At 68.2% G+C, this 23,448-nt stretch carries 19 protein-coding genes and 1 tRNA gene; 8 read left to right on the top strand and 12 right to left on the bottom strand.

Annotated features, from left to right (window positions below):
- Window positions 1-123 precede the first annotated feature (123 nt).
- Window positions 124-912 (top strand): TetR family transcriptional regulator, encoded by a 789-nt coding sequence (locus HF877_RS06830; RefSeq protein ID WP_169620436.1) that lies wholly within the window; start codon window positions 124-126, stop codon window positions 910-912.
- 10 nt (window positions 913-922) lie between these two features.
- On the opposite strand, the gene HF877_RS06825 is transcribed toward HF877_RS06830, so the two are convergent.
- Both HF877_RS06825 and HF877_RS06820 read right to left on the bottom strand, forming a co-directional pair.
- Window positions 923-1,327, bottom strand: a complete 405-nt coding sequence (locus tag HF877_RS06825) for a holo-ACP synthase (protein ID WP_169620435.1) — start codon at window positions 1,325-1,327, stop codon at window positions 923-925.
- A gap of 21 nt (window positions 1,328-1,348) precedes the next feature.
- Window positions 1,349-10,633, bottom strand: coding sequence for a type I polyketide synthase (locus HF877_RS06820; protein WP_169620434.1), 9,285 nt, complete (start codon window positions 10,631-10,633; stop codon window positions 1,349-1,351).
- A gap of 418 nt (window positions 10,634-11,051) precedes the next feature.
- Here HF877_RS06820 and HF877_RS06815 point away from each other — a divergent pair, with 418 nt between their 5' ends.
- The 4 genes from HF877_RS06815 to HF877_RS06800 all read left to right on the top strand — a co-directional run bounded on the left by HF877_RS06815 (window position 11,052) and on the right by HF877_RS06800 (window position 12,504).
- Complete coding sequence (locus HF877_RS06815) at window positions 11,052-11,549, top strand: HNH endonuclease (protein WP_169620433.1); 498 nt, start codon at window positions 11,052-11,054, stop codon at window positions 11,547-11,549.
- Window positions 11,550-11,566: 17 nt separating this feature from the next.
- Window positions 11,567-11,651: transfer RNA gene (locus HF877_RS06810), tRNA-Leu, on the top strand.
- Window positions 11,652-11,719: 68 nt separating this feature from the next.
- Entirely contained in the window at window positions 11,720-12,136 is a 417-nt protein-coding gene (locus tag HF877_RS06805) for a transcriptional regulator (protein ID WP_169620432.1), read from the top strand.
- Window positions 12,133-12,504 (top strand): DUF3817 domain-containing protein, encoded by a 372-nt coding sequence (locus HF877_RS06800; protein ID WP_169620431.1) that lies wholly within the window; start codon window positions 12,133-12,135, stop codon window positions 12,502-12,504. The genes HF877_RS06805 and HF877_RS06800 overlap by 4 nt, the downstream gene beginning before the upstream one ends.
- Window positions 12,505-12,595: 91 nt before the next feature.
- Here HF877_RS06800 and HF877_RS06795 read toward each other — a convergent pair whose 3' ends face one another.
- The 3 genes from HF877_RS06795 to HF877_RS06785 all read right to left on the bottom strand — a co-directional run bounded on the left by HF877_RS06795 (window position 12,596) and on the right by HF877_RS06785 (window position 15,881).
- Complete coding sequence (locus tag HF877_RS06795; RefSeq protein ID WP_169620430.1) at window positions 12,596-13,036, bottom strand: response regulator; 441 nt, start codon at window positions 13,034-13,036, stop codon at window positions 12,596-12,598.
- Entirely contained in the window at window positions 13,033-14,559 is a 1,527-nt protein-coding gene (locus tag HF877_RS06790; RefSeq protein WP_240952140.1) for a sensor histidine kinase, read from the bottom strand. The genes HF877_RS06795 and HF877_RS06790 overlap by 4 nt, the downstream gene beginning before the upstream one ends.
- Window positions 14,560-14,678: 119 nt before the next feature.
- On the bottom strand, window positions 14,679-15,881 hold the full coding sequence (locus HF877_RS06785; RefSeq protein WP_169620428.1) for a fused response regulator/phosphatase: 1,203 nt from the start codon (window positions 15,879-15,881) through the stop codon (window positions 14,679-14,681).
- Between the two features lie 127 nt (window positions 15,882-16,008).
- Here HF877_RS06785 and HF877_RS06780 point away from each other — a divergent pair, with 127 nt between their 5' ends.
- Both HF877_RS06780 and HF877_RS06775 read left to right on the top strand, forming a co-directional pair.
- Window positions 16,009-16,401, top strand: a complete 393-nt coding sequence (locus HF877_RS06780; RefSeq protein ID WP_346765083.1) for an STAS domain-containing protein — start codon at window positions 16,009-16,011, stop codon at window positions 16,399-16,401.
- Between the two features lie 24 nt (window positions 16,402-16,425).
- Entirely contained in the window at window positions 16,426-16,884 is a 459-nt protein-coding gene (locus HF877_RS06775) for an ATP-binding protein (RefSeq protein WP_169620427.1), read from the top strand.
- 111 nt (window positions 16,885-16,995) lie between these two features.
- On the opposite strand, the gene rdgB is transcribed toward HF877_RS06775, so the two are convergent.
- The 7 genes from rdgB to clpS all read right to left on the bottom strand — a co-directional run bounded on the left by rdgB (window position 16,996) and on the right by clpS (window position 21,978).
- A complete protein-coding gene (gene rdgB, locus HF877_RS06770) occupies window positions 16,996-17,622 on the bottom strand; it encodes an RdgB/HAM1 family non-canonical purine NTP pyrophosphatase (RefSeq protein WP_169620426.1) in 627 nt (208 codons plus the stop codon).
- 1 nt (window position 17,623) lies between these two features.
- The gene (rph, locus tag HF877_RS06765) at window positions 17,624-18,412 is read right to left on the bottom strand and encodes a ribonuclease PH (protein ID WP_169620425.1); all 789 of its coding nucleotides are present in this window, start codon (window positions 18,410-18,412) and stop codon (window positions 17,624-17,626) included.
- A gap of 32 nt (window positions 18,413-18,444) precedes the next feature.
- Entirely contained in the window at window positions 18,445-19,206 is a 762-nt protein-coding gene (locus HF877_RS06760; protein ID WP_169620424.1) for a cyclic nucleotide-degrading phosphodiesterase, read from the bottom strand.
- A gap of 130 nt (window positions 19,207-19,336) precedes the next feature.
- The gene (locus tag HF877_RS06755; RefSeq protein WP_169620423.1) at window positions 19,337-19,963 is read right to left on the bottom strand and encodes a rhomboid family intramembrane serine protease; all 627 of its coding nucleotides are present in this window, start codon (window positions 19,961-19,963) and stop codon (window positions 19,337-19,339) included.
- 27 nt (window positions 19,964-19,990) lie between these two features.
- Window positions 19,991-21,085 carry a P1 family peptidase gene (locus tag HF877_RS06750; protein ID WP_169620422.1) on the bottom strand — a complete coding sequence of 365 codons (1,095 nt, stop codon included), beginning with the start codon at window positions 21,083-21,085 and terminating at the stop codon, window positions 19,991-19,993.
- The gene (locus HF877_RS06745) at window positions 21,082-21,660 is read right to left on the bottom strand and encodes a DUF2017 domain-containing protein (protein WP_169620421.1); all 579 of its coding nucleotides are present in this window, start codon (window positions 21,658-21,660) and stop codon (window positions 21,082-21,084) included. The genes HF877_RS06750 and HF877_RS06745 overlap by 4 nt, the downstream gene beginning before the upstream one ends.
- A 27-nt stretch (window positions 21,661-21,687) precedes the next feature.
- On the bottom strand, window positions 21,688-21,978 hold the full coding sequence (gene clpS, locus HF877_RS06740; RefSeq protein WP_240952139.1) for an ATP-dependent Clp protease adapter ClpS: 291 nt from the start codon (window positions 21,976-21,978) through the stop codon (window positions 21,688-21,690).
- A 111-nt stretch (window positions 21,979-22,089) separates the two neighbouring features.
- Here clpS and HF877_RS06735 point away from each other — a divergent pair, with 111 nt between their 5' ends.
- A complete protein-coding gene (locus HF877_RS06735; protein WP_169620419.1) occupies window positions 22,090-23,421 on the top strand; it encodes a nicotinate phosphoribosyltransferase in 1,332 nt (443 codons plus the stop codon).
- The last annotated feature ends 27 nt before the right edge of the window (window positions 23,422-23,448 follow it).

The following is a 23,448-nucleotide window of genomic DNA, read 5'->3' as shown; positions in this document are numbered from 1 at the left end:
GCACGCCGCGACGATGTCGCCCTTCCGTGTTCCGCGCCCGGAACTCAGCACAAGCCGGGTTATTGCCACTCGCGTACACAGCAAGTGCTCGGTATTCGTGAAGGGTACGGCTAGCCTGGGCGGGTGGAGTCAGCATCGAACAGCCGCCGCGCCCCGCGCCGGATCGACCCGGCGCTCGAGGTCCAGACGGAGCCACAAGAGCTTGTGCCCCGTCGGCGGCCCACTCAGGAACGGAGCCGGCGTAAGTTCGACGCGTTGCTCGCCGCGTCCCGGGAGCTGCTCACCGAGGTGGGGTTCGAGTCGTTCACCTGCGAAGAAGTCGCAGCACGCGCCGACGTACCGATCGGCACGCTGTACCAGTTCTTCGCCAACAAGTACGTGATCGTGTGTGAACTCAACCGCCAGGATCTCGTCGGCGTCCAGGAAGAACTCGCCAAGTTCAACGGCGAGATCCCCTCGGTCGACTGGTTGCGGTTTCTCAACAGCTTCGTCGATCACATGGCCGGATTGTGGGCGACCGATCCCTCCCGGCGCGAGGTCTGGCTCGCGATGCAGTCCACTCCGTCGACCCGGGCCACCGGCGCGATCCACGAGAGGGAATTCGCCGAGCAGGTCGCGCGGATGCTCGCGCCCCTGACTCCCGACACGCCTCGCCCTCGTCGCAAGCTCATGGCCGAGGTGCTCGTCCACGTCGTCTACTCGATGCTGAACTTCTCCGTGCAGGACGACCAGACCCACGCCGAGGCGGTGGCCGAACTCAAGCGCATCATGGTCGCGTATCTCCAAGTGGCCGAGCGTGATTCGCGAACCCAGGCGAAGAAGCGCAAACGGCGCGAGGAGTCCGAACGGTCCAAGGAGACCGAACCTGCGGGTGCGCACCGCGCGGAGCCCACGCCCTCCTCCCTGAGCTGACCGGCCGCTCCTACCCGTGGCCGTCAGCGGCATCGAGCACCACGAACGCACCGGCCATGTCGCCGTCGTGAGTCAACGACACGTGGATGCACATCCCCGTCAACTGCTCCGCAACCTTGCCGTGCAGCCGGATGCTCGGGCGTCCCCACGCATCGGAGACCACCTCGATCTGCTGGTGGATGGTCTCCGGCAGCACCGGCGGGCGGCCGAACAGTGCGGCCGACCACGCCTTGATCACCGCTTCCTTCGCGGCCCACCGGGCCGCGAAATGCCGCGCCGGATCGGAGCTGCGGGTATTCGCGTCACGGCGCTCCCCCGGCGTGAAGTTCCCCAGCATCGTCGTGCCCGAACGGCTCAACTGCTCGGCGAACTCCGGAACCGACACGAGGTCGAACCCGATACCCGCAACTCCCATCCTGCTGTCCCTGTCCCGTCGTTACTTGCAGCCGGGCAGGCCCGGGCGGTACACGTCGTCGTCGCCGAGTCGTGCATCCGCGTCGAGCAGCACAGCCGCTTCGAGATGACGGGCGGCGGCGGCGGGCACCGCGTCTCCACCGAAACGACGGTCCGCGGGCCGCTGGTACAGCGCCGCACCCCCGGCCATCGCCGATGCCAGGCGCCGCTTGCCGACGACCGTGCGTGCCGCTGCTGCCGCGCGGTACTCCTCACGACGATCTGCCGGGACCGCCTCGACGAACGCCTGCGGGTGCACCACCGCGATCAGCCCGGATACGTGCCCGAACCCGAGGCTCGTCAGCAGGCCTGCCTTGAGCGCGTACTGCTCACCGAACCGCAACGGGGTGCGCGGCCACACGAGGTGCTCGAACTCGGCCATCTTCTCGTCGACACAGTCGAGACTGCGGTTCGGCGGGACGACGCCCTGGGTCAGCACCTGGCACAGTCCGACGAGCTGGAACGCTGCCGCACCGCCCTTCGCGTGCCCGGTCAGCGACTTCTGCGACACCACGAACATCGGGTTGCCGTCGCTGCGGCCGAGGGCTCCCGCGAGCCGTTCGTGCAACTCCGCCTCGTTCGGGTCGTTCGCCGCCGTCGACGTGTCGTGCTTGGAGATCACCGCGATGTCGTCTGCGGTCACGCCGAGCTTGCGCAGTTCCTTGGCCAGCCCCGATTCGAGCCCACCGCGACCTGCCCCGAGCGCACCGATGCCGGGCGCCGGGATCGAGGTGTGCACACCGTCGGCGAAGGATCCGGCCCAGGCGACCACACCGAGAACGGGCAGGCCCATCTCGAGTGCGACATCACCCGCGGCGAGCAGGACCGTGCCGCCGCCCGCCGACTCGACGAACCCGCCGCGCCGGCGATCGTTGGCCCGCGAGAAACGACGGTCGTCGATGCCCTTGGCCCGCATGTCGTCCGACTTCGCGGTCGCCGACATGTCGCCGAAGCCGATGATGCCTTCGATACCGAGATCGTCGAAGCCGCCCGCGACGACCAGTTTCGCCTTGCCGAGTTTGATCTTGTCGACGCCTTCTTCCACGGACACCGCAGCCGTGGCGCAGGCCGCCACCGGATGCACCATCGCGCCGTAGCCACCGACATACGACTGCACGACGTGCGCCGCGATGACGTTCGGCAAGGCTTCCTGCAGGATGTCGTTCGCACGGGACTCACCGAGCAGCGTGTCGATGTAGAGCGATCGCATGGAGGTCATGCCGCCCATGCCGGTGCCCTGCGTGTTGGCGACCAGCGACGGGTGCACCCAGCGCAGCAGTTCCGACGGGGTGAACCCTCCGGTGAGGAACGCGTCGACCGTCGTGACGATGTTCCACAGCCCCACCCGGTCCACCGAGTCCGCCATGTCGGCGGGGATGCCCCACCTGGTGACGTCGAAGCCGGTGGGGATCTGGCCGCCGACGGTGCGGGTCAGCTTCGCCTTGCGCGGCACGCGGATCTCGGTGCCGGCCTTGCGGGTGACCGTCCAGTCGCCGGACTCGGCATCGAACGAAGCGACCGTGTTCTCCGGATCGGAGTCGACGAAGGCGCGGGCCTCGATCTCGGAACCCACCACGAACGACAGGTCCTTGTCGAGGAAGACCGAGGTCAACAGCGGTGCCGTGTTGTCGGTCATCGCGCCGTCGTCGGCGTAGCGGCGGATCCCGCAGCGCTCGACCACCGCGTCGTGGTAGCGATCGGCGATCTCCGCTTCCGGCACCAGCGCGCCGGTTTCCGCGTCGTAGAAACCCGGCTCGGGCTCGTTCTCCCACTCGATCAGGCCGGTGACCCACGCCAACTCGAGCACACCGGCTGCCGACAGTTCCTCGTCGACCTCCATCTCGAAACGGGTGCGGGCCGAGCCGTACGGGCCGAGCTCACCGGCGCCGACGATGACCACCATGTCGGCGGGATCGATATCGAGTGCGGACCACTCCGGGGTCGGCAGCTCGTCCACACGCGGGGCCGCGGGCAGAGCCGCGATCGTCGCATCCGGGTCGGTGTCCCGATCGGGTGCGTCCGCGACCTCGGCCGCGTCCCGGGCCTGCTTCGCGAGCGCCGGCAGATCGAGGGCTGCCTCGGCGAGTCCCCCGGTGAGGTCCGCGACCAGCGGCGCCTGCTTCGCGAGTCGCTTGGCCTCCGGTCCGACGAGCTTCAGCAGTTCGGTGGCCATCTCGGACGTGGACCACGTGCGCACGCCGGCCGCCTCGACGGCCTCGACGAGCGGATCGTTGCCGCCCATCAGTCCCGTCCCCCGGACCCAGCCGATGAGCGCGTGCGCCAAGGTGACGCGCTCGGCCCAGGTGCGCTCGGCGCTCCAGCGGGTGACGATCGCGTCGAGTGCCGCCTTGGACTCGCCGTACGCGCCGTCACCACCGAACATCCCACGGTTCGGGGAGCCCGGCAGCACGACGTGCAGATGCGTGTCGACGTCGGTGTCCGCGCCGATGCCGGACAGACCGGCGATCAGCCGTTCCACCGACCACAGCAGAACCCGCATCTCCATCTCGGCGCGAGCACCGGCGTCGGCCAGCGATCCGGCGACACGGGGTGCGGCGAACGGGAACAGCAGGGTGGGTGTGAGCGCATTCTTGATCAGCTTCTTGGTGCCGCCCGCGTTCTCGACGGTGTCGGTGCCGATCCACTCGATCAGCGCGTCGACGTCGGCGTACGACGCCATGTTCGCGGGCACCACCCAGAGGGCAGCACCGGCGCGAGCGTTCCGCGCATAGAGATCCTTGTAGAAACCGAGGCGCGTCGAGTCGAGACGCGACGTGGTGACCACCACCGTTGCGCCGCCCCCGAGTAGCTCGGCTGCGACCGCGGCGCCGATGCCGCCCTTGCTGGCTCCGGTGACGACTGCGACCTCTCCGGTGTACGCGGCGTCGCCCGTGGCCTGGGCGGCGGCCGCGATACGACCGTAGGTCTCGGCCGACACCACGCGGCCCGCGTCGATGGCCTTGGCCCGCCAGAACGCGGCGTGCGCAGCGACCGTCGCGCCCGCACCGTCGAAGCGCTCCACGCCGATCGGGTCCCCGAGCCAGATCCGGGCGAGATCCTCGCGTGCGGTCGCCCAGCGGTCGTCGATCAACACGGCCTTGCGAGCGTCGAAGGCGGGCGCAACCTGCCGGGACCAGTCCGCGCCGAGCTCGGCCGAGACCAACTCGGCGAGTTCGTCGTCGGCCTTGTCGGCCAGGCCGGAAACCTGCTGGTCGAGGCCGAGTTGCTCGAGCACCAGGCGTGCAGCACTCGCCAGGACGCCGTCCCGGCCGGTGATCTGCTCGGTGAACTCCCCGAGTGCCGCGGCGTCGACGGTCGCGCCGGTCCCGCCACCGGCGGACGGCATCGACACGGAGATCCCGCGGCGCGACCCGACGGACTGCACAGCGGCGTCGATCAGCGCGTCCACAGACGCGGTGTCCGCGAGCGCACCCTGCGACAACCCGCCGAGGTCACCGCCGCGAACGGACGTGCCCTCGCGGCTACCGAGCACAACCTCCGCGGTGACGTGCCGGGCCCAGCCCTCGCCGAGTCCCCACACCTTCGCGACCCGGTCGGTGATGTAGCCGGGACGCTTGCCCGACGGGCCGAACACCTTGCGCAGGTGGTCGTTGATCGAATCGGTCAGCACCGGCCCGAACGGGGTGTAGGTACGGGCCAGACGATCGACCGTGCCGGCCAGCGCGCCCATGTCCGCATCCGCAGCACCGTCGATGGCACCGAGCGACAACTCGGAACCGAGGTCGACGAGCAACTGGTTACGACGTGAGGACACGCCGTCGCACAATGCCTCGATCGTGTCCGCGGGGCCGATCTGATCGGGGCGCAGTTTCGTCCACAGGGCGATGAGCACCTTCGTGGCGTCGGCGGCCTTGAACGTGATGTCGTCGGGGGTCGGGCCACCGGCCGGCGCGGCCGGGGCAGCAGCAGGGACCGCGGTCGCAGCGGGCGCGGCCTCGGCGGACGGTGCTTCGGGCTCGTCGTCTTCCAACGGTGCGGGATCCACGTCCGTCGAGTACACGACCGATGCTTCACGCTCGATGTTGAGGACCTCGACGGGCTGACCGAATCGGCCCGGAAGCTTCAACGTCTGCGACGCCAGGTTCGCCACCGTCGGGACGGCACCGAGGCCGATTTCGACGAACCGCTCGACGCCGAGACCACCTTCGGATTCCGGCGCGAACAGCAGGTCCTGCGTTTCGATCCAGCGCACCGGCGATGCGAACTGCCATGCGAGCAACTCGGCCAGCACGACGCGGCACAGCCCGGACCGGTCCGCCGACCACGCGTCGAAGTCGGAGAGGACCTCGGCGAGCGGCTCGGACGGCACCAGATCCGCGATTTCCTGGACGAATTCACGGCTCAGGTCGAACGGCTTGGGCACCAGGTTGGGGATATAGCGTCCCACGAGGATGTCCGGATCGATCTGCTCGGGAAGCAGGTGCAGCAGGCGCTCCCGGAAGTCGTCCACACCGCCGCGCAGCACGGTCGAGTGGAACGGCACGTCGATGCCCGGCACGAGAATGAAGGCGCGCTTGCCGCCGAACTCGGCGACCTTGCGTTCGATCACCTTCTCGAGTGCGTCGAGACCCGCCACCGTGCCCGCGATCGCGTACTGCGATCCTCTCAGGTTCAGATTGACGATCTCGAGGAACTCTCCGGACCGGTCCGCGACCGCGGCGACGAACGCCTCGAGGTCCTCGTCGGCCACGCCGAACTGCGACGGCCGGATCGCCGCCATGCGGTAGTCCGAGCGGCCCTGCGCATCGCGCGGCACGAGAGCGTGCATCGCCGAGCCACGCTGGAAGACCACCTCGAGCACGGCCTCGAGCGGCAGCACACCGGCGACCGCCGCGAGGGCGTTGTATTCGCCGACCGAGTGCCCGGCGAGGAGCGCATCCTCGAGGAACGCGCCGGCCTCACGCAACTCCGCGATCTGCGCGACGCCGAGCGTCGCCATCGCGACCTGCGTGAACTGCGTCAGATGCAGGACGCCGTCGGGATGCTTGTGGGTCACGCCCCGCGCTGTGAGGACTGTCGGGTTGTCGCGCACCACGGCGAGGATCGAGAACCCCAGAGCCGTGCGGGTGTGCTTGTCGGCGCGATCCCAGATCTCCCGGGCGGCCTTGCTGCGGGCGCGGGCGTCGAGACCCATGCCCGGACGCTGGATGCCCTGTCCCGGGAACGCGTAGACGGTCTTCGGGGCGGCGATGCGCCCGGTGGCCACCATGACCAGATCCCCGTCGACCCGGCAACTCACCTCGACGACCTCGGCGCCGCGATCCGTGGCGATCCGATCGACGCGCACGTCGATCTTCGCGCCCGGCCGGACCATGCCCAGAAAGCGCGTCGTCCACGCGGTCAGTTTCCTCACCGGGAGCTTCGCGTCCGTCTCGGCGGCCGTGACGACCTGCTGAGCGGCCGCCGACAGCCACATACCGTGGACGATCGGGCTGCCCAGCCCCGCCAGGAGCGCGGCGTTGCCGGATGTGTGGATCGGGTTGTGATCCCCCGAGACCCTCGCGAACGCGGTCATATCGGTGGGGGCGACGATCACCGCATCGCGGCGGCGCCGACGAGGCGTGTCGGTGACATCCTCGCTCAGGGCGCCACCTGCGCGGACCGGATCGGCCAGTTCGGCGCTGCCGGTACGACCGCGAATCGCGAAGCGCTCGACGAGGGTTGCGACGACGTTGTGGCCGGAACCGTCACCGTTGTCGGCGGTGATCACAACGTTCACCTGCACGACACGACCGAGATCGGCGTCGGAGACTCCGGCGACCTCTGCCTTGACACCCAGGAAGGCGGGCTCGGTGGGCAGACCGTTCTTGACGTCGATGGCGTGATCGAGGTGAACGAGATCGAGCATGCCCTCGATGACGGACCGGTCGGCGGTGGTGCGTGCGGCCCCGAGTGCGGCGAACACCGCGGGCCAGCACGCACCGACGAGCACGTCGGGCACGCCGTTGCCAGCGGGAGTCAGGTTCTCGGGCAGGCCCGAACCGGTCACTCCGGCGTGGTCCGCGATCTTTTCCGGCAGCCAGCCCAGGGTGACCCGGGCGGCGCCCTTCTTGACGGCCGGCAGTTCCTGGCCCGCTGCGACGCCGAGCAGCGCAGACATCGCCGCGTCCGCGTCGGTGTCGCTCACGACAGGTGCTCCGCCGGTGCCCACGGACGAGGGCACGGTGATGCGGATGTCGACGGCCTTGTCCCGGGCGAGCGGGACGCGCAACCCGACGTGCCGGTCGTCGAGGACGGTCAGGGTCGCGCCGGTCGGCGCATGCGACGCCGCGGAATCGGATTCCGCGTTCCAGTCGTTCAGGTCGCCGAGACGGTGCACCGGATTGCGGGTCAGGCGACCGGCCCAGTACACGTCCGGGGAGGAGAGCACCGCGTCGAGCACGCCGGGCGCGAGATCGAGATGTCGCCGCGCGACGATCGGCGTCGGCTCGATACCGGCAGCCAGCAACTCGTCGACGGTGGCCTTCTCGAACCGATCGAGCAGTTCACCGACGGGCTCGTCCACTCGCGTGATTCCCGCGACGGCGACGGTGCCGGGGATGACACAGACCTGATCGGCGCCGTAACGAGGGTCGTGTGCCTGCCACAGCGAGTCGGAACGCCACCAGCGGCGAACGTCCCGGTCGATCACGGGCACGAAGTTCACGGGCTTGCCGGGGGTCTTGCACAGCGATACGAAGAACGGCACGTCGGCGGGGTGGAGGACGATCTCGTCCGCGTCGCGGTACTGAGCGGTGAGCGCGTGGAGCGCCGCGTACGGCCGTTCCAGCGTGGCGTCGTCGGCGAACAGCGTCGGAATCGGGCCGCGATCGACGGGGTGCAGGCGTGCCTCGGCGCGCTGCAGCATCGATCGGAAGCGCTCGCGCCACGACACATCGGTCCAGAGGCTGACATGCGTTTCGGCGACGGCGTCGGACAGGTCTGCGCCGCAATCGAATTCGGGTGCATGATCCGCTCCGACGGCGAGCTCGAGGTAGCGGCGCAGCCACTGCAGGTACGTCATGGAGCCGACGTCGCCGAAGTACGGCTTGGCTGTGATGTCGAGGGCGGCGACGATCTCGTCGCGGCGCGCCGCCACGGCGTCGGCGTCACCGGCGACCTCGTCCAGGAGACGGCCCGTGCGTGAGGCCGCGTTGTCGATCTCGTGGATGTCGGCACCGAGCTGACTGCGGCCCGACGCCATACCGCCGGATGCGGTACCCGCACCGACCCAGTCGGGCGTGCCGGGAGTGTCGACGAGCAATTGCTTGACGGCCGGCGCGGTCGTGGCCTCGAGCGTCGCCATCGCCGCGGTGCCGACGAGGATGCCGTCGAGCGGCATCGCCGGGAAACCGTGACGCGTCGCCCAGCGACCGGTCAGGTAGTCGGCCGCTTTCTCGGGGGTACCGATACCGCCGCCGACGCACAGCACGAGGTTGGGGCGGGTGCGCAGTTCGGCGTAGGTGTCGAGGAGCAGGTCGTCGAGGTCTTCCCACGAATGGTGACCGCCGGCGCGACCGCCCTCGATGTGGACGATCACCGGGAAGTTCGGAACTTCGTTCGCGATCCGGATCACCGAACGGATCTGTGCGACGGTGCCCGGCTTGAACGCGATGTGCTCGATGCCGGCGTCGCGCAGATCGGAGATGATCTGCACCGCGTCCTCGAGGTCCGGGATACCCGCCGTCACGACGACACCGTCGAACGGTGCGCCTGCCGCGCGGGCCTTCGGCACCAGGCGCTTACCGCCCACATGCAGTTTCCACAGGTACGGGTCGAGGAACATCGAGTTGAACTGCGCCGCGCGGCCGGGCTCGAGCAGGTTCTGCAGGCCCGCGACGTTGTCGGCGAAGATCTGCTCGGTGACCTGCCCGCCGCCCGCGAGTTCGGCCCAGTGGCCGGCGTTCGCAGCGGCCGCGACGATCCGAGGGTCGACGGTCGTCGGCGTCATACCGGCGAGCAGGATCGGTGACCGGCCCGTGAGACGGGTGAACGCCGTCTCCACACCGACGCGACCGTCCGGCAGCGTGATCGGGGTCGGTGCGAACTCGGTCCATGCGCGCGGGATCTCGGGCTCCGCGCCGGGCGTGAGCAGATTGCGCTGGCCACCACGGGTGGACGCGGCGAGGATTCCGACTCCACGGCCGCGCAGTCCGGAACTGGTCATGCGCGTGAGCAGCTCGCCTGGGCCCAGGTCGAGAATCCACGACGCACCCGACTCGAGTGCCGTGTCCACCTGCTCCACCCAGTCGATCGGGGCCACGAGGATCGATTCGGCGAGCGAGCGGGCCAGGTGGGCATCGAGACCGCAGCGGGCTGCCCAATCGGCGACCTGGTCGACGGCGTCCGCCAATGCGGGGTGGTGGAATGCCACCTCGGCCGAGACGGGTTCGAAGGTCGGTGAGAACACCGCGCCGCCACGCTGCTTGGACTCACGTTCGCGGGTCTCGGCAGCGGTGATCTGCTCGCATCGCTGTTGCACGCGCTCGAGCGCGGCCGGCGGACCGGACAGCACGACGCGGCGGCGGGCATTACGGATCGCGACCACCGCACTCCGAGAAGGATCCTGGTCTCGGAAGGTTTCGGCGACGATCGAGCGGAGGCGCTCGGGATCGACGCCGGCGACGGCAAGCATCGGAAACCTGCCCGCGCCCGCGAGAAGACCGCGGCGGCGTCCGACGAGCGCTGCAGCCGCTCCGATGAGCTGAGAGATCGCCAGGATCTCCATGTCCCTGCGGCCGCCGGCGGAGACGGCTTCGACCGCGAGGACACCGGCGGAGTGGCCGATCACGGCGGACGGCGGAACCTCGTTGACGTCGAGCCCCTGGTTCGCCAGCGCACGCAGCGCGGCGAGCTGGGTGAGGAGCACGCCGGGAAGAGACACGGCGGCGGACGTCAGAGTTGCAGCGGTGGGCCCGGCGAGAGGGGCGTCCTCGTCCGCGAGTTCGTGCTCGAGGATCCATGCGACGGGGTCGAAGCCCGCAGGGCGCACCACGACGAGATCTGCGGCGACCGGCGCGAGGTATGCCGCTGCTGCGTTGACGAGGTCCGTCAGTGCGGGCTCGAGGCCGTTGTCACGGGTGAGTTCTCCGAGCGAGTCCAGCCACGGCGCACCCTGGCCACCGAACGCGAGGGCATAGGGCTCGCCGGCAAGGAACTTGTCCACCAGAGCACCCCGGGATGCGCCGACGGCTCCCCGTTCACCGGTGCGTCGTGATGCCTTCGAGTTCCGTCCGTTGTCGCCTGGTGTGGTCTCGTCGATCGTCACGCGTGTATTTCCTCTCCTGGACACCCCTGGTCGAGGCATTCCTGTGGTGCTGCACTGCCGGCGAGGTGTGTCGCACGGACTCGGTGTGCTCTGACGGGCACGCCCAGATTCGCACAGAATCATGAGGGGTTCCTCATGTTTTGCGGAGCACCCAGGCCGCCATAGTCCGTGGACCAGTGAGTTACCTCACATTCACCAGGGGAACGAACCGGCGAGTAACCAGAATCACGCCTGGCTGCATGGGTGCGTGGATATCCGATAACCCGAGGAAGCCTCACGTTTTATCGTTATAGAATCGTTACTACCTTGACGGCGGACCTCGGCCGTGCGTCAGGCAGGCAAACCGTGTCGGACGAGCCCGCTAATCTGCCCATGTTCGAACACATGTTCGCTTCTACGACCGGGCGAAGGGGTAGGGATGGCACGACCGCTCAAGTACACGAAGGAAGTGCTGGAAGAAGCAGTGCGACATTCGACGAACGTCGCGGAGGTCATGAGGTACTTCGGACTCACACCGAATGGGGGACATCACACGCATCTCGGCCGCAGAATCAAGGCCCTCGGCATCGACACCTCCCACTTCACCGGACGACCACGCCTTCCCAGCGGCGGTGCAGGACGACAACACTGGACGGAGATCCTCACCGAGCGCCCCCGTGGCGCTCCCCGCGTGAAACCACATCTCCTTCGCCGCGCGCTTCTCGAGACGGGCCGGGAGCACCGCTGCGCCGTCTGCACCACCGGGCCTGTCTGGAACGGAGAAAGGCTTGTCTTCCACGTCGATCACGTGGACGGCAACCCCAACGACTCCCGCCCCGAGAACGTGCGATTTCTCTGCCCGAACTGCCACAGTCAGACGCCGACCTGGGCCGGCAGGCACAGGTTCGGCTTCGAGTCGGCATGCCAGGAGCCGTAACGTATTGTGTCCGTGAAGCGCGAGTGGCGGAATTGGCAGACGCCCGGGTTTTAGGTATCCGTGTCTTCGGACGTGGGGGTTCGAGTCCCCCCTCGCGCACCACGTGAGATGACCCACGGTGCATCGACCGTCTTGGCAGGTCGGTGCACCGCTCGGGTACCGTCGAGAGCGTGTCCGAGTATCGACCGCCCCGCCGGTTCGCCCTGGTTGTCCTGGTCCTGGTAGCTGCAGGCGGATGCCTCGGGCTCGGTTACTGGCAGTGGATGCGCTTCGAGGAAGTCGGCGGCACCTACCAGAATCTCGGCTACGCGTTCCAGTGGCCGGCCTTCGCATTCTTCTGCGTCTATGCGTACCGCCGCTTCGTCAAACTCGAGGCGGAAGAGGCCGAAGCCGAGGCCACCGGCGCCCCGCGTCCGTCGGAGCCGAAGGAACCCACCGAGATTCCCGCCGATCTGCTCCCCTCCCGCCCCCGCACGGTGGCGGAAGCGCTGGCCGAAGAGGCCGACGATCCTGAGGCACGCCAAACCCAGGAGTACAACGAGTACCTCGCGCAGCTGGCGCGCAGGTCCGATAGGAGCGCTCAGTGAGCACCACCCCCGAGCAGGCGTCCGCCGGCACGACGCGCGTCGTCAGCGACGCGGACCGCAAGAAGATCGGTTCCGCCCTGCTGCGTTACCGCGTCCTCGCGTACGCCACCGGCATCTGGCTCCTCATCCTCACGGGTGAGATGGTCGCCAAGTACATCATCGGCATCGAGAATGTGCCCGCGTGGATCGCGATCGTGCACGGGTGGGTCTACGCCGTCTACCTCGTGCTCACGTTCGATCTGTCGATCAAGGTGCGCTGGCCGCTCGGCCGGACCGTCGGCACGCTACTCGCCGGCACGATCCCGTTCCTGTCGTTCTACGTCGAGCACAAGCGCACCCAGCAGGTGAAGGCCGACTTCGGGGTCTGACGACTCCCCAGCGTGACGATCGGGTGGATGCGGCCGGAGAGATCCGACCACATCCACCCGATTCGTCTCACGCGAGTGTTGTACGCGCGGGTCAGCGCCTCGGCAGGCGTACCACCTGGACGAAGAACTCGTCGATCTGCCGGACCGCCCGGATGAACTGGTCGAGATCGACCGGTTTTGTCACGTAGGCGTTCGCATGCAGTTTGTAGCTTCGGAGGATGTCCTCCTCGGCAGCCGACGTGGTGAGGACCACGACCGGGATATCGGTGAGGTCCGGGTCGGACTTGATCTTCTCGAGCACCTGGCGCCCGTCGTACTTGGGCAGGTTCAGGTCGAGCAGAACCAGGTCCGGCCGAGGCGCACCCTCATGGGCTCCACGCCGGTACAGGAAGTCGAGCGCTTCCTCTCCGTCGCGTACGACGTGCAACGTGTTGCCGATCTTGTTGTCCTCGAACGCCTCGCGTGTCATCAGCTCGTCGCCGGGGTCGTCTTCGACCAGCAGAACGTCTATCGGCTCGCCGGGAATCGTCATGCAGATGCTCCTTCCAGAGCCTCGTTTTGTGCAGGCTCCTTGTCACCCACAGCGGGAATGGTAAAGCAGAACCTGGCACCACCCTTGTACTCGGGGTCGAGCCAGATCCCCCCACCGTGGTATTCGACGATCTTGCGGCAGATGGCAAGACCGATACCCGTACCGGTGTAGACGTCACGTCCGTGCAGTCGCTGGAAGATGACGAAGACCTTGTCCGAGAATTCTGGGGCGATGCCGATGCCGGTGTCCTCGACCGAGAACTGCCACATCGCCTGCTCGCCCTCGCCGAGTCGCTCGCATCCGATGCGGATCGTGATCGGACGGTCCGGATGGCGGAACTTGATGGCGTTGCCGAGCAGGTTCTGCCACAGCATCACCAGCAGCGTGGGGTCGCCGACGATCTCCGGGAGCTTCTCGGGCCGCTCGATGATCACTTCCGACTCTTCGACGGCTTGGGCCAGGTTGCCCAGCGCCGCGTCCAGCGTGGGATCGAGCGCCACGCGGACGTGATCGTCGCTCACCCGCCCGACCCGAGAGAACGTGAGCAGGTCGTTGATCAGGATCTGCATGCGCTTGGCGCCGTCGACCGCGAACGCGATGTACTGGGTTCCGCGCTCGTCCAACTTGTCGCCGTAGCGCTTCTCGAGCAGCTGGCAGAACGACGCGACCTTCCGCAGCGGCTCCTGCAGGTCGTGGGACGCGACGTAGGCGAACTGTTCGAGTTCCGCGTTGGACCGCTGGAGGTCGATCGCCTGGCTTTCCAGCTGGGAATGACGTTCGCGCGACACTTCCAGCTCTCGGACGATCCGTTCGCGCATGTTCTCGACGTCTTGGCCGAGCGCACGGATGTCCGCCGGCCCCTCGGGCGTGATGTGGTGACCGAATTCCTCGCGCGCGACGACCTTGCGGGTCGCTTCGCGAAGCCGCGCCAGGGGCCGTACCACGATCATCTGTACGAGGAACGCCATCCCCACTCCGGTGACCAGGAAGACCGCGACCATCGACGCGAAGATGGTGTCGCGGTTGGTCCGGACGGCTTCGAGTACTCGGATGCCCTCTTCACGGGCCTCCATCAGGCCTTCGTTCTGGACGTCGAACAGGACTCTCAGCCGGTCGAAGGCGACACGGCCTGCTTCCACCGCAACCGGATCGACCGGGCGGGGATCACCCGGGACAACGGTCGACACGAGCGGTACGGCGTAGACGCGGCGCCAGTCCTCAGCGGCCGCTTCGACGGCATCGAGATCGGCGATGAGATCTTCCTCACCGCGCACCAGCCCCCGCAACGTCTCGACTGCCTGTTGCTCGTCCAGGCGACCGTCCTCGTAGGGCTGGAGGAAGGCAGGATCGGCGGCGAGGATATAGCCGCGCGCTCCCGTTTCCTGGTTCACCAGTGCCGCTTGCAGCCGGTACGCCTCGACTCGGGCGGGCTGGATGCGATCCCTCACGTAGTCGGACATGGCGGTCGTCTCGCGCAGATAGTGACTGCCCACGATGGCGCCCAGCACGACCAGCACCCCCATGATGCTCAGCACGATCAGGAACCAGCCCTGCACGGTGGGGCCCCCTCCACGGCTGGTCACCGTGGAGGATCCTGCCCTGTTCCCTGCCGTGCCGTCGGGCTCCGGGGTGTCGGTTGTCGTCATGCGGGTGCGTCCACTTCCTTCTTCCATTGCACGTACACCACTGCCACGTCGTCGGACAGTCCGCCATTGCTCTCGGCGAGTTCCTCCGCACGTGCGATGAGGGAGTCGGTGAAATCGTTGGGGCCCAGGTCGGCGCAGGCCCGTGCCAGAGCAAGCAGACCCTCCTCCCCGAGTCGTTCGCGGCCTTCGCCGCGATGACCTTCGAACAAGCCGTCGGTGAACAGCACGATCGCCGCCCCGGAGGGCAAGGTGATCTCGTGTACCGGCCAGGTCGACAGACTCGGCAGCAGACCCAGTGCCGGTCCGCCCGGAGCCTCCAGCCAATCCACGCTACTACCGTTCCGGAGCAGCAGTCCCGGGTGGCCCGCGCGCATGACTTCGACGGTCCGCCGATCCGGGGACATCGAGAGGTTGGTCACAGAGGCGAAGATCCGATTCTCCGACCGTTCGGCGACCAGAATCTCCTCGAGCTTGTGCAGTCGGCGCGGTCCTGTGACTCCGGTGAGCACAAGAGTGCGCCACGCGATACGCAATCCGACACCGAGAGCCGCTTCGTCCGGTCCGTGGCCGGAGACGTCGCCGATGAGGACGTGCACGGTGCCGTCCTCGGTCTGCACGACATCGTAGAAGTCACCGCCGAGCAATGCCGAGGTGCGGCCGGGCCGGTATCGCGCAACCACGTCGAAGTCTCCGGTCGCCTGCAACAGCGGCGACGGCAGCAAACCCCGCTCCAGGCGTGCGTTCTCCTGCGCGCGCAGCTGACCGGCCTGCAGAGCGGCCGCGGCCTGTTCTGCTTGCTTTCGCTGGATCGCATACCGGACGGCACGACCGAACAGATCCGGCTCGACGCGGCCTTTGACCAGGTAGTCCTGGGCGCCGACCGACACCGCCGCAAGGCCGGTCTGCTCCTCCGCCAGACCGGTGAGCACGACAATCGGCACCGATTCGGCGATCTGCTTGACCTTGGCGACAGCCTCGAGACCGCTGGCATCGGGGAGGTGGAGGTCGAGGAGCACGCAGTCCGGCATCCGGACGGCGAACTCCTCCCGGGCCGCAGCCAATGACTGGACCCACACGACCTTCATCTCGGGAGCGCTGTCCGCAACCAACTCCTCGACGAGCAAGGCGTCGCCGGGGTCGTCCTCGATGAGGAGTAGCGACGGATGGTACGTCGAGTCATCCGGTCGGTACACGTCCACGTTGGTCGTCCTTCCCTGCTGCATTCGAACAATACAGACATCCGTTTGGGTCGGTCCCGACGCCTGGGACGGCGCAATCTTCAACCTGTTTCTCGCTTCTGTCGGCGCGATCTTGCATGATAGGGCGGTGAACGATCCACTTACCGCACATCCTCATATGACGTACTCGACCTCCAGGGAGGGATCCGTCGCCGTTCTCTCCATCAGCGGAGAGGTCGATATGACCAGCGCCCCCATGCTGGAAGAGCAGGCGCTCGCCCTCCTCGATACCGATGCCACCGGACTCGTCGTGGACCTCACCGCAGTCGACTTCCTCGCGTCCATGGGAATCGCCCTGCTGGTCGAACTGTCCAAGCGCGCCGGTGACGACCGCGGCTTCGCGGTGGTGGCACACGGCAGTGCGACCGCCCGGCCCCTGGAACTGCTCGGTCTCGGCGAGGTGCTCTCGGTTCATCCTCGCCTCGGCGACGCACTCGGCGCGCTGGGCGGTGGGGCGGAGGACTCCTCACCGCAGGCGTAACAGCATCGACGAACCGAGGAACCCATGTCGTCCGCCTATGACGAGCCCGCATCGTTCACCCCCGATGGCATCAGCCATCGGGGTGTGCGGGCCGATCCATCCGAGATCGCACTCCTCCGTGGCAGCATGCGTCGCTGGCTGGCGCAACTGCCCCTGAACGACGATTGTCGCCAGGACATTCTTCTGGCCAGCTACGAAGCACTGGCCAATGCTGTCGAGCATGCCTACGCCCCGGGCGACCCGGCAGCGACACTCGATTTCGAAGCGATCTACCGTCCAGCAGACGGGCAACTCCACGTGCTCGTCACCGACCACGGGATCTGGCACGACGCGTCGGACGACGAGTCTCGACGTTCCCGCGGCCATGGCCTGACACTGATTCGGAACCTGACCTCCGAGATGACGGTCGACCGCTCGCCCGGGGGCACCGTCGTCGACATGCGCTGGTCACTGAACGAGAACGACACCTCGGACGTTCACTGACATCCGAGGTGTCGTTCTTCGTCGACGGTCGGTCACGTCCGGGATTCCCGGGGCGCACGCGGGCACGATGCCGTCCCGCACGTGCGGCCGCCGCGGTGCCGGACCACCTCGCTATCGAGATGCGGCGAGCGCGGCCAGGGCCGGGACGAGTTGGGCGAGCGCACGCCCCCGGTGCGACGACGCGTCCTTCTCCTCCGCGGTGAGTTCCGCCGCAGTGCGTTCCTCACCCTCCGGCACGAAAATCGGGTCGTAGCCGAACCCGTTCTGCCCGCGCGGTTCCCGCACGATGCGGCCGCGCCATTCACCTCGCACGACCGCTACGTCGATGTCCCCGTCTTCCGGGGGGAAGGCCAGCGCACAGGCGGAAACGAAGGCTGCCCCGCGACGCTCGTCGGGGGTGTCCTGAAGCTGGCCGAGAAGCAGTGCCGTGTTGGCGTCGTCGTCGCCGTGCCGTCCGCTCCATCGCGCCGACAGGACCCCGGGCATCCCGCGCAACGCGTCGACTTCGAGGCCGGAGTCGTCCGCGACACACGGCGTACCGGTGGCGGCCGCGCCGTCGCGTGCCTTCGCGACCGCGTTCTGCTCGAAGGTCGCACCGGTTTCCGGTGCCTCCGGGAACGGCGGGACCTGGTCGAGTCCCACCAGTTCGATCCCGGCGATGCCCGCACTGTCGAGCACCCGCTGCAGTTCACGGAGCTTCTTGGCGTTGCGGCTGGCGACGAGAACTCGCACGGTCATGTCAGACCCCGAACTTCTTCTTCCCGTGGTCGGCGACCGCGGGCTCGGGGAGGACACCCGGATACGGCTGTGCGAGCACCTCTCGCTGGATCCGGCAAAGTTCTTCGATGCCGGAGAGGGCCGAATCGAGCAGCTTGTCGAGCGTCGAGCGCGGGAAGGTCGCGCCTTCACCGGTGCCTTGGACCTCGACGAGCGTGCCCGTGTCGGTGGCGACGACGTTCATGTCGACCTCCGCGCGGACATCCTCTTCGTACGGCAGGTCGAGACGAACCCGGCCGTCGACGACGCCCACGCTCACCGCGGCGACCTGGCACGAGATCGGCTGCGGGTCGGCGAGACGGCCGGCGGCGCGCAGCCACGTCACCGCGTCGCTCAGCGCGACATATGCGCCCGTGACGGCAGCGGTGCGGGTTCCCCCGTCGGCCTGCAGCACGTCGCAGTCGATCGCGATGGTGTTCTCGCCGATCGCGGCGAGGTCGATGCAGGCGCGGAGCGAGCGGCCCACCAGCCGGCTGATCTCCTGGGTGCGGCCGCCGAGTTTGCCCTTGACGGATTCGCGGCCGTTACGCGTGTGCGTGGAGGCCGGAAGCATCGCGTACTCGGCGGTGACCCACCCGAGTCCCGAGCCCTTACGCCAGCGCGGCACGCCCTCCTCGACGCTCGCCGTGCACATCACCCGGGTCTGCCCGAATTCGACGAGTACCGATCCGGCCGGATGGTTGGTGAACCCTCGGGTGATGCGGATGTCGCGGAGTTGATCGTCCGCCCTGCCGTCTTCTCGTGTCGTCACGCACCCGAGCCTAGGCGATGACGGGAGGCGGTTCAGATGCGGTAGACGTCGCCTGCGGACACCGCGTGGACCGGGCCCGAGTATTCGGCCTTCGCCTCGGCGATGACGTCTTCGCGCGATGTCCAGGGCGGAATATGGGTCAGGAGCAGTTCTCCGACACCCGCTCGGGTGGCGATCTGTCCGGCTTCGGTGCCGGACAGATGGATTCCCGGCGGGCGCTCCCCCGGCTCATGGGTCCACGATGCTTCGGAGAGCAGAACATCGGCACCGCGTGCGAGATCGACCACGGCATCACACATGCCGGTGTCTCCCGTATAGACCATCGTGCGCCCGGAATCGCTGGTGATCCGGAATCCGTAGGCCTCCGGCGGGTGCTGCATCCGGGCGGGCGTGATCTCGAGCGCTCCGAAACGGATCGGTTCTCCCTCGACGACGGTTCGCACGTCGAGGGTGTCGCTCACGTCGTCCGTGTCGCCGGCGACCTCGGCCGAGGCGACACCGATCCGGCACGCCGTACCGCTGGGGCCGTACACGAGAGTCCGGCCGTTCGGAGGATTCGGGGAGTAGCGACGCCACACCAGCAGGCCCGGCAGATCCAGGCAGTGGTCGGCATGCAGGTGCGACAACAGAACCGAGACTTCACCGGGATCCGCGTGACGCTGTAGTGCGCCGAGGACGCCGGGACCGAAATCGATGACCAGAGGAGGGGTGTCCGGTGCGGTCAGCAGGTATCCGGATGCGGCGGAATCCGGCCCGGCCACACTGCCGGAGCACCCCAGAACGGTCATGCGCATACCCGTCATGCTGCCATGCCGGACGCCCTGTGATGAAGCCAATGCGTCATTTCAGGCGCAGACTCACAGTTGCGACAAAGCTGTGACGCGCAGGCCTCCGAGTGAACACCCCTGCGAGGGGCGGCCCGGGTCAGCGCAGCGGAGGCACGGTCGTGGTCCGGCGTGTCGTCCGGGCCGCGGAGGACAGAATCCAGGCGGCGAGGATACCGCCGAGCGCCCCGAACAGATGCCCTTGCCACGAGATCCACGGCTCGCTCGGGAGTACGCCCCACAGCATCCCGCCGTAGAGGAACAGCACGACGACGCCGAGGAGGATCTGTCCTGCTTTGCGCGTGAAGATTCCGCGCACGATCAGGTACGTGAGCCACCCGAAGATCAGTGTCGAGGCCCCGATGTGGTTCTCGCCGGACCCGGCGAACAGCCACGTGCCGATTCCGCCGACGAGCCAGATGATCGCCGTCGCCGCGATCCCCCGGCCGATTCCGGAGAGCATCACGAGAAACCCGAGCACGAGCGCGGGCACGGTGTTCGCGGTCAGGTGCGCCCAGTCGGCGTGCAGGATCGGTGCGAACAGGATCCCCCACAGTCCGTCACCGGTGCGGGGTTCCACTCCGGCCGCATCGAGGTCGGCGGGCAGGACGACGTCGGCGAATTCGATCCCGTAGAGGAGGACAACGAAACCGCCGGTCCACAGCGCGGCGCGCTGCCAGATCGGCCTGTGCGTGGAGTCGGTGCCGGTACCGGTCGGGGTGGTCATGACTCCATTGTGGCCCTCTCGGCCGGATCAGGACATCGACGAGCGGAACACGGAGGGGAAGACGTCGCGGTACGACGGGATTCCGGCGACTCCCGTCGCCGCGAGCACGGCATCGACGATGGCCCGTTCGACCACCTCGGCAGCGGCAGCGCCCACGGCGGTGAGCACGGGGAGTTCGGAGGCGAACGCGTCCGCGACGCCGGGGTTGTCCGGCAGATGCGCCGTACCGGTGGCGAGAGCGAAGATCGTGTCGCCGTCCAGTGGTGAGTGGGCGGGGCGTATCGCGCGGCCGAGTCCGTCGTGCCCGGCGACCGCGACCCGCTGGCACGCTGCCTTGGACAGCGGTGCGTCGGTCGCCACCACCCCGATCGTGGTGTTCAGGACGGTGCGCTTCTCTCCCAGGGCACGCGCCGCCGCGATCTCGGACTCCGTAGGCGCGGTCATTCCCAGTTCTGCGGCCCGGGTGGGTCCCACCCCCCAGAGCAGGCCGGTGTCGGGATCGAACACGGAACCGACGGGGTTCGCGACCATGAGTGCGGCCACCGTCACTCCGGCGGCCGGTCCGTCGGTGATGTATACGCTCGCTGAACCGACCCCGCCTTTGAGCACACCCGCCCGGGCGCCGGTTCCCGCACCGACACTTCCCCGCAGCAGCGACGACTCCCCCGCAGCGGCAGCGGCCGCATAGCCGCCGGCGGCATCCGGGCGGACGTCCCACTCTCCGACCGGGAGATCGAAGATCACGGCGGCCGGGACGATGGGAACTACCGCACCGGGCGAACCCATGGGGATGCCGCGGCCGTGCTCTTCCAGGAAACGCATGACGCCGTCCGCGGCGGCAAGTCCGTACGCGCTGCCTCCGGTGAGCAGTACCGCATCGACCCGCTGAACCGAATGGCTGGGATCGAGCAGGTCCGTTTCCCGGGTACCCGGTCCCCCGCCACGCACGTCCACGGACGCAACCGCAGACGACTCGGCGAGCACGACCGTGCATCCGGTGGCGGATCCGCTGCCCGGGGTGTCCCCGTCCGCGAGGCGGACGTCGGTGTCGAGAGCCTGCCAGTGCCCCACGCGCAGACCGCTCACGTCGAGAATCGAGTCGGTGGGCCCGGCGACGGTCATGGCTGAAGGGCCTGCACGAGCGAATCCTGCACCCAGGTGAGCCAGTGGTAGACGTCGAGGTGCGGCGCACGCGGGTCGTCGTCGTCGAGCACCTCGGGGGTGTCGTCGTCGATGTCGAGTGTTGCGCCGAGCGCCAGGCGCACGTCGTTGAGTGCGTACAGCCAGGATTCGGCCTGTTCGGGAGTCAGGACCACGCGACCGCCGGTCTCCGGAACCGTGCGCAGGATCATTGCTCCCGCTGCGAGTTTCGCGTCGATGATGTCCGGTTCGTGGAGGCTGCGCATCGCTCCGTTGAGGTCGGCAGACTCGTCGTCGGCGTGCTGTGCCGAGTCCTGCTCGAGCCGATGGAAGTCGGGAAGCAGCCGTCGCACTGCCGGGTTGTCCGGTGGCGTGGCGTTACCGGTGCGCAAGCCGGTCAGCTGAGCGAGGTCGTCCTGCGGCGCCTGGCCGGCCCGATCCTCGAGCATCCCGAGGACCGAGGCGACGAGCGATCTGAGGACCGATGCCTCGTGGGCATCCATCTCCGAGCGAAGCTTCGGTCCGCTGAGCGAGTTCTTCCTGATCCACGGCCGCACGTCGGTCGGGTCCTCCTGAGGCTGGGGTCATTCGTCCCGTTGCATGGTCGCCCACAAGCCGGCGGCATGGAGACGCTGCACGTCGTGCTCCATCTTGTCACGCGAGCCACTCGAGACGACCGCCTTACCCTCGTTGTGTACCTCGAGCATCAATTCCGTGGCCTTGGCCTTGCTGTACCCGAACAGCTTCTGGAATATGAACGTCACGTAATGCATGAGGTTGACCGGATCGTCCCAGACGACGGTGACCCACGGCCGGTCGACGGATTCGGTCTCCTGGACCTGCTCGGCCTCGGCCGGGACGGCCTGCCCCGCCATTGCGCGGACGTCGAAACGAACTGTCGTGGAACCCGGCACCATGCGGTCCAGGGTACGGCGTTCGCGCGCGCCGAAAAACCCGCCGCCGAGTCCTCGATCTACAGTGTTCGGGTGTCCGAAGCCACCGCCGCTGCGATTCACGGCAGCACCGCACTGTTCACCGACAAGTACGAATTGACGATGCTCGAGGCCTCGCTGGCCGACGGGTCCGGCGATCGTCCGTGCGTGTTCGAGGTGTTCGCCCGGCGCTTGCCCAACGGTCGCCGATACGGCGTCGTCGCCGGCACGGGCCGTCTGCTCGACGCGCTCGCCACGTTCTCGTTCGGGGACGACGAACTGGCGTCCGTGTCGGAGTTTCTTGCGCCCGGCACCGTCGAGTGGCTGCGCAATTTCCGCTTCTCCGGCGACATCGACGGATACCGCGAAGGCGATTTCTACTTCCCCGGCTCCCCGATCCTGTCGGTGAGCGGGACGTTCGCCGAGTGTGTGCTGCTCGAAACACTCGCGTTGTCGATCTTCAATCACGACAGCGCCGTGGCGTCCGCAGCAGCCCGGATGGTCAGCGTGGCCGACGGGCGCACCCTGATCGAGATGGGGTCTCGACGCACCCACGAGGAGGCCGCGGTAGCCGCGACGCGCGCCGCCTACCTGGCCGGCTTCGATTCGACGTCCAACCTCGAGGCCGCCCGCCGGTTCGGGATCCCCGCCGCGGGCACCGCGGCGCACGCGTTCACCTTGCTGCACACCACCTCCGCCGGCCGCGACGAGGCGTCGGCTTTCCGCAGCCAGGTCGAGACCCTCGGCGTGGACACCACGCTGCTGGTGGACACATACGACATCACGGCCGGTGTGAACACTGCCATCGAGGTCGCGGGGACCGGCCTCGGTGCGGTGCGTATCGACTCCGGTGACCTCGGCGTGCTGGCCCGCCAGGTCCGCGCTCAGCTCGACGGCCTGGGCGCGACCGGTACCCAGATCGTGATGTCGGGAGATCTGGACGAGTACGGGATCGCGGGCCTGCGCGCCGAGCCCGTGGATGCGTACGGGGTCGGAACCTCCGTGGTGACCGGCTCGGGAGCGCCGACGGCCGGGATGGTCTACAAGCTCGTGGAGGTGGCGGGGATCCCCGTCGAGAAGCGCAGCGCGGCGAAGGAGTCGCGCGGCGGCGCGAAGAAGGCGGTCCGGTACGCGCGGCGCAGCGGGACCCTCGTCGAGGAGGTCGTCTACCCGGCGCACCTGGACCGGGTACCCGACGGCGACGGATCCGTGGTCCAGGACCTGACGATTCCGCTGGTGCGCGGCGGCCGGCCGGTCGGTGATCTGCCGACACTCGAGGAGAGCCGCCGGTTCCTCGCCCAGGGCATGGTGAGCCTGCCGTGGGAGGGCATGACGCTGTCGGCGGGAGATCCGGCGATCCCGACCCGCTTCGTCCGGGCGGGGTGACGCGGCCGCGAAGCCGCGCGGGTAGGC

It is taken from the genome of Rhodococcus sp. BL-253-APC-6A1W, assembly GCF_012843405.1.
GTDB lineage: Bacteria > Actinomycetota > Actinomycetes > Mycobacteriales > Mycobacteriaceae > Rhodococcus.
Note: the sequence above shows the minus strand (reverse complement) of the source record. Positions and strands in the feature narration are given on the sequence as shown.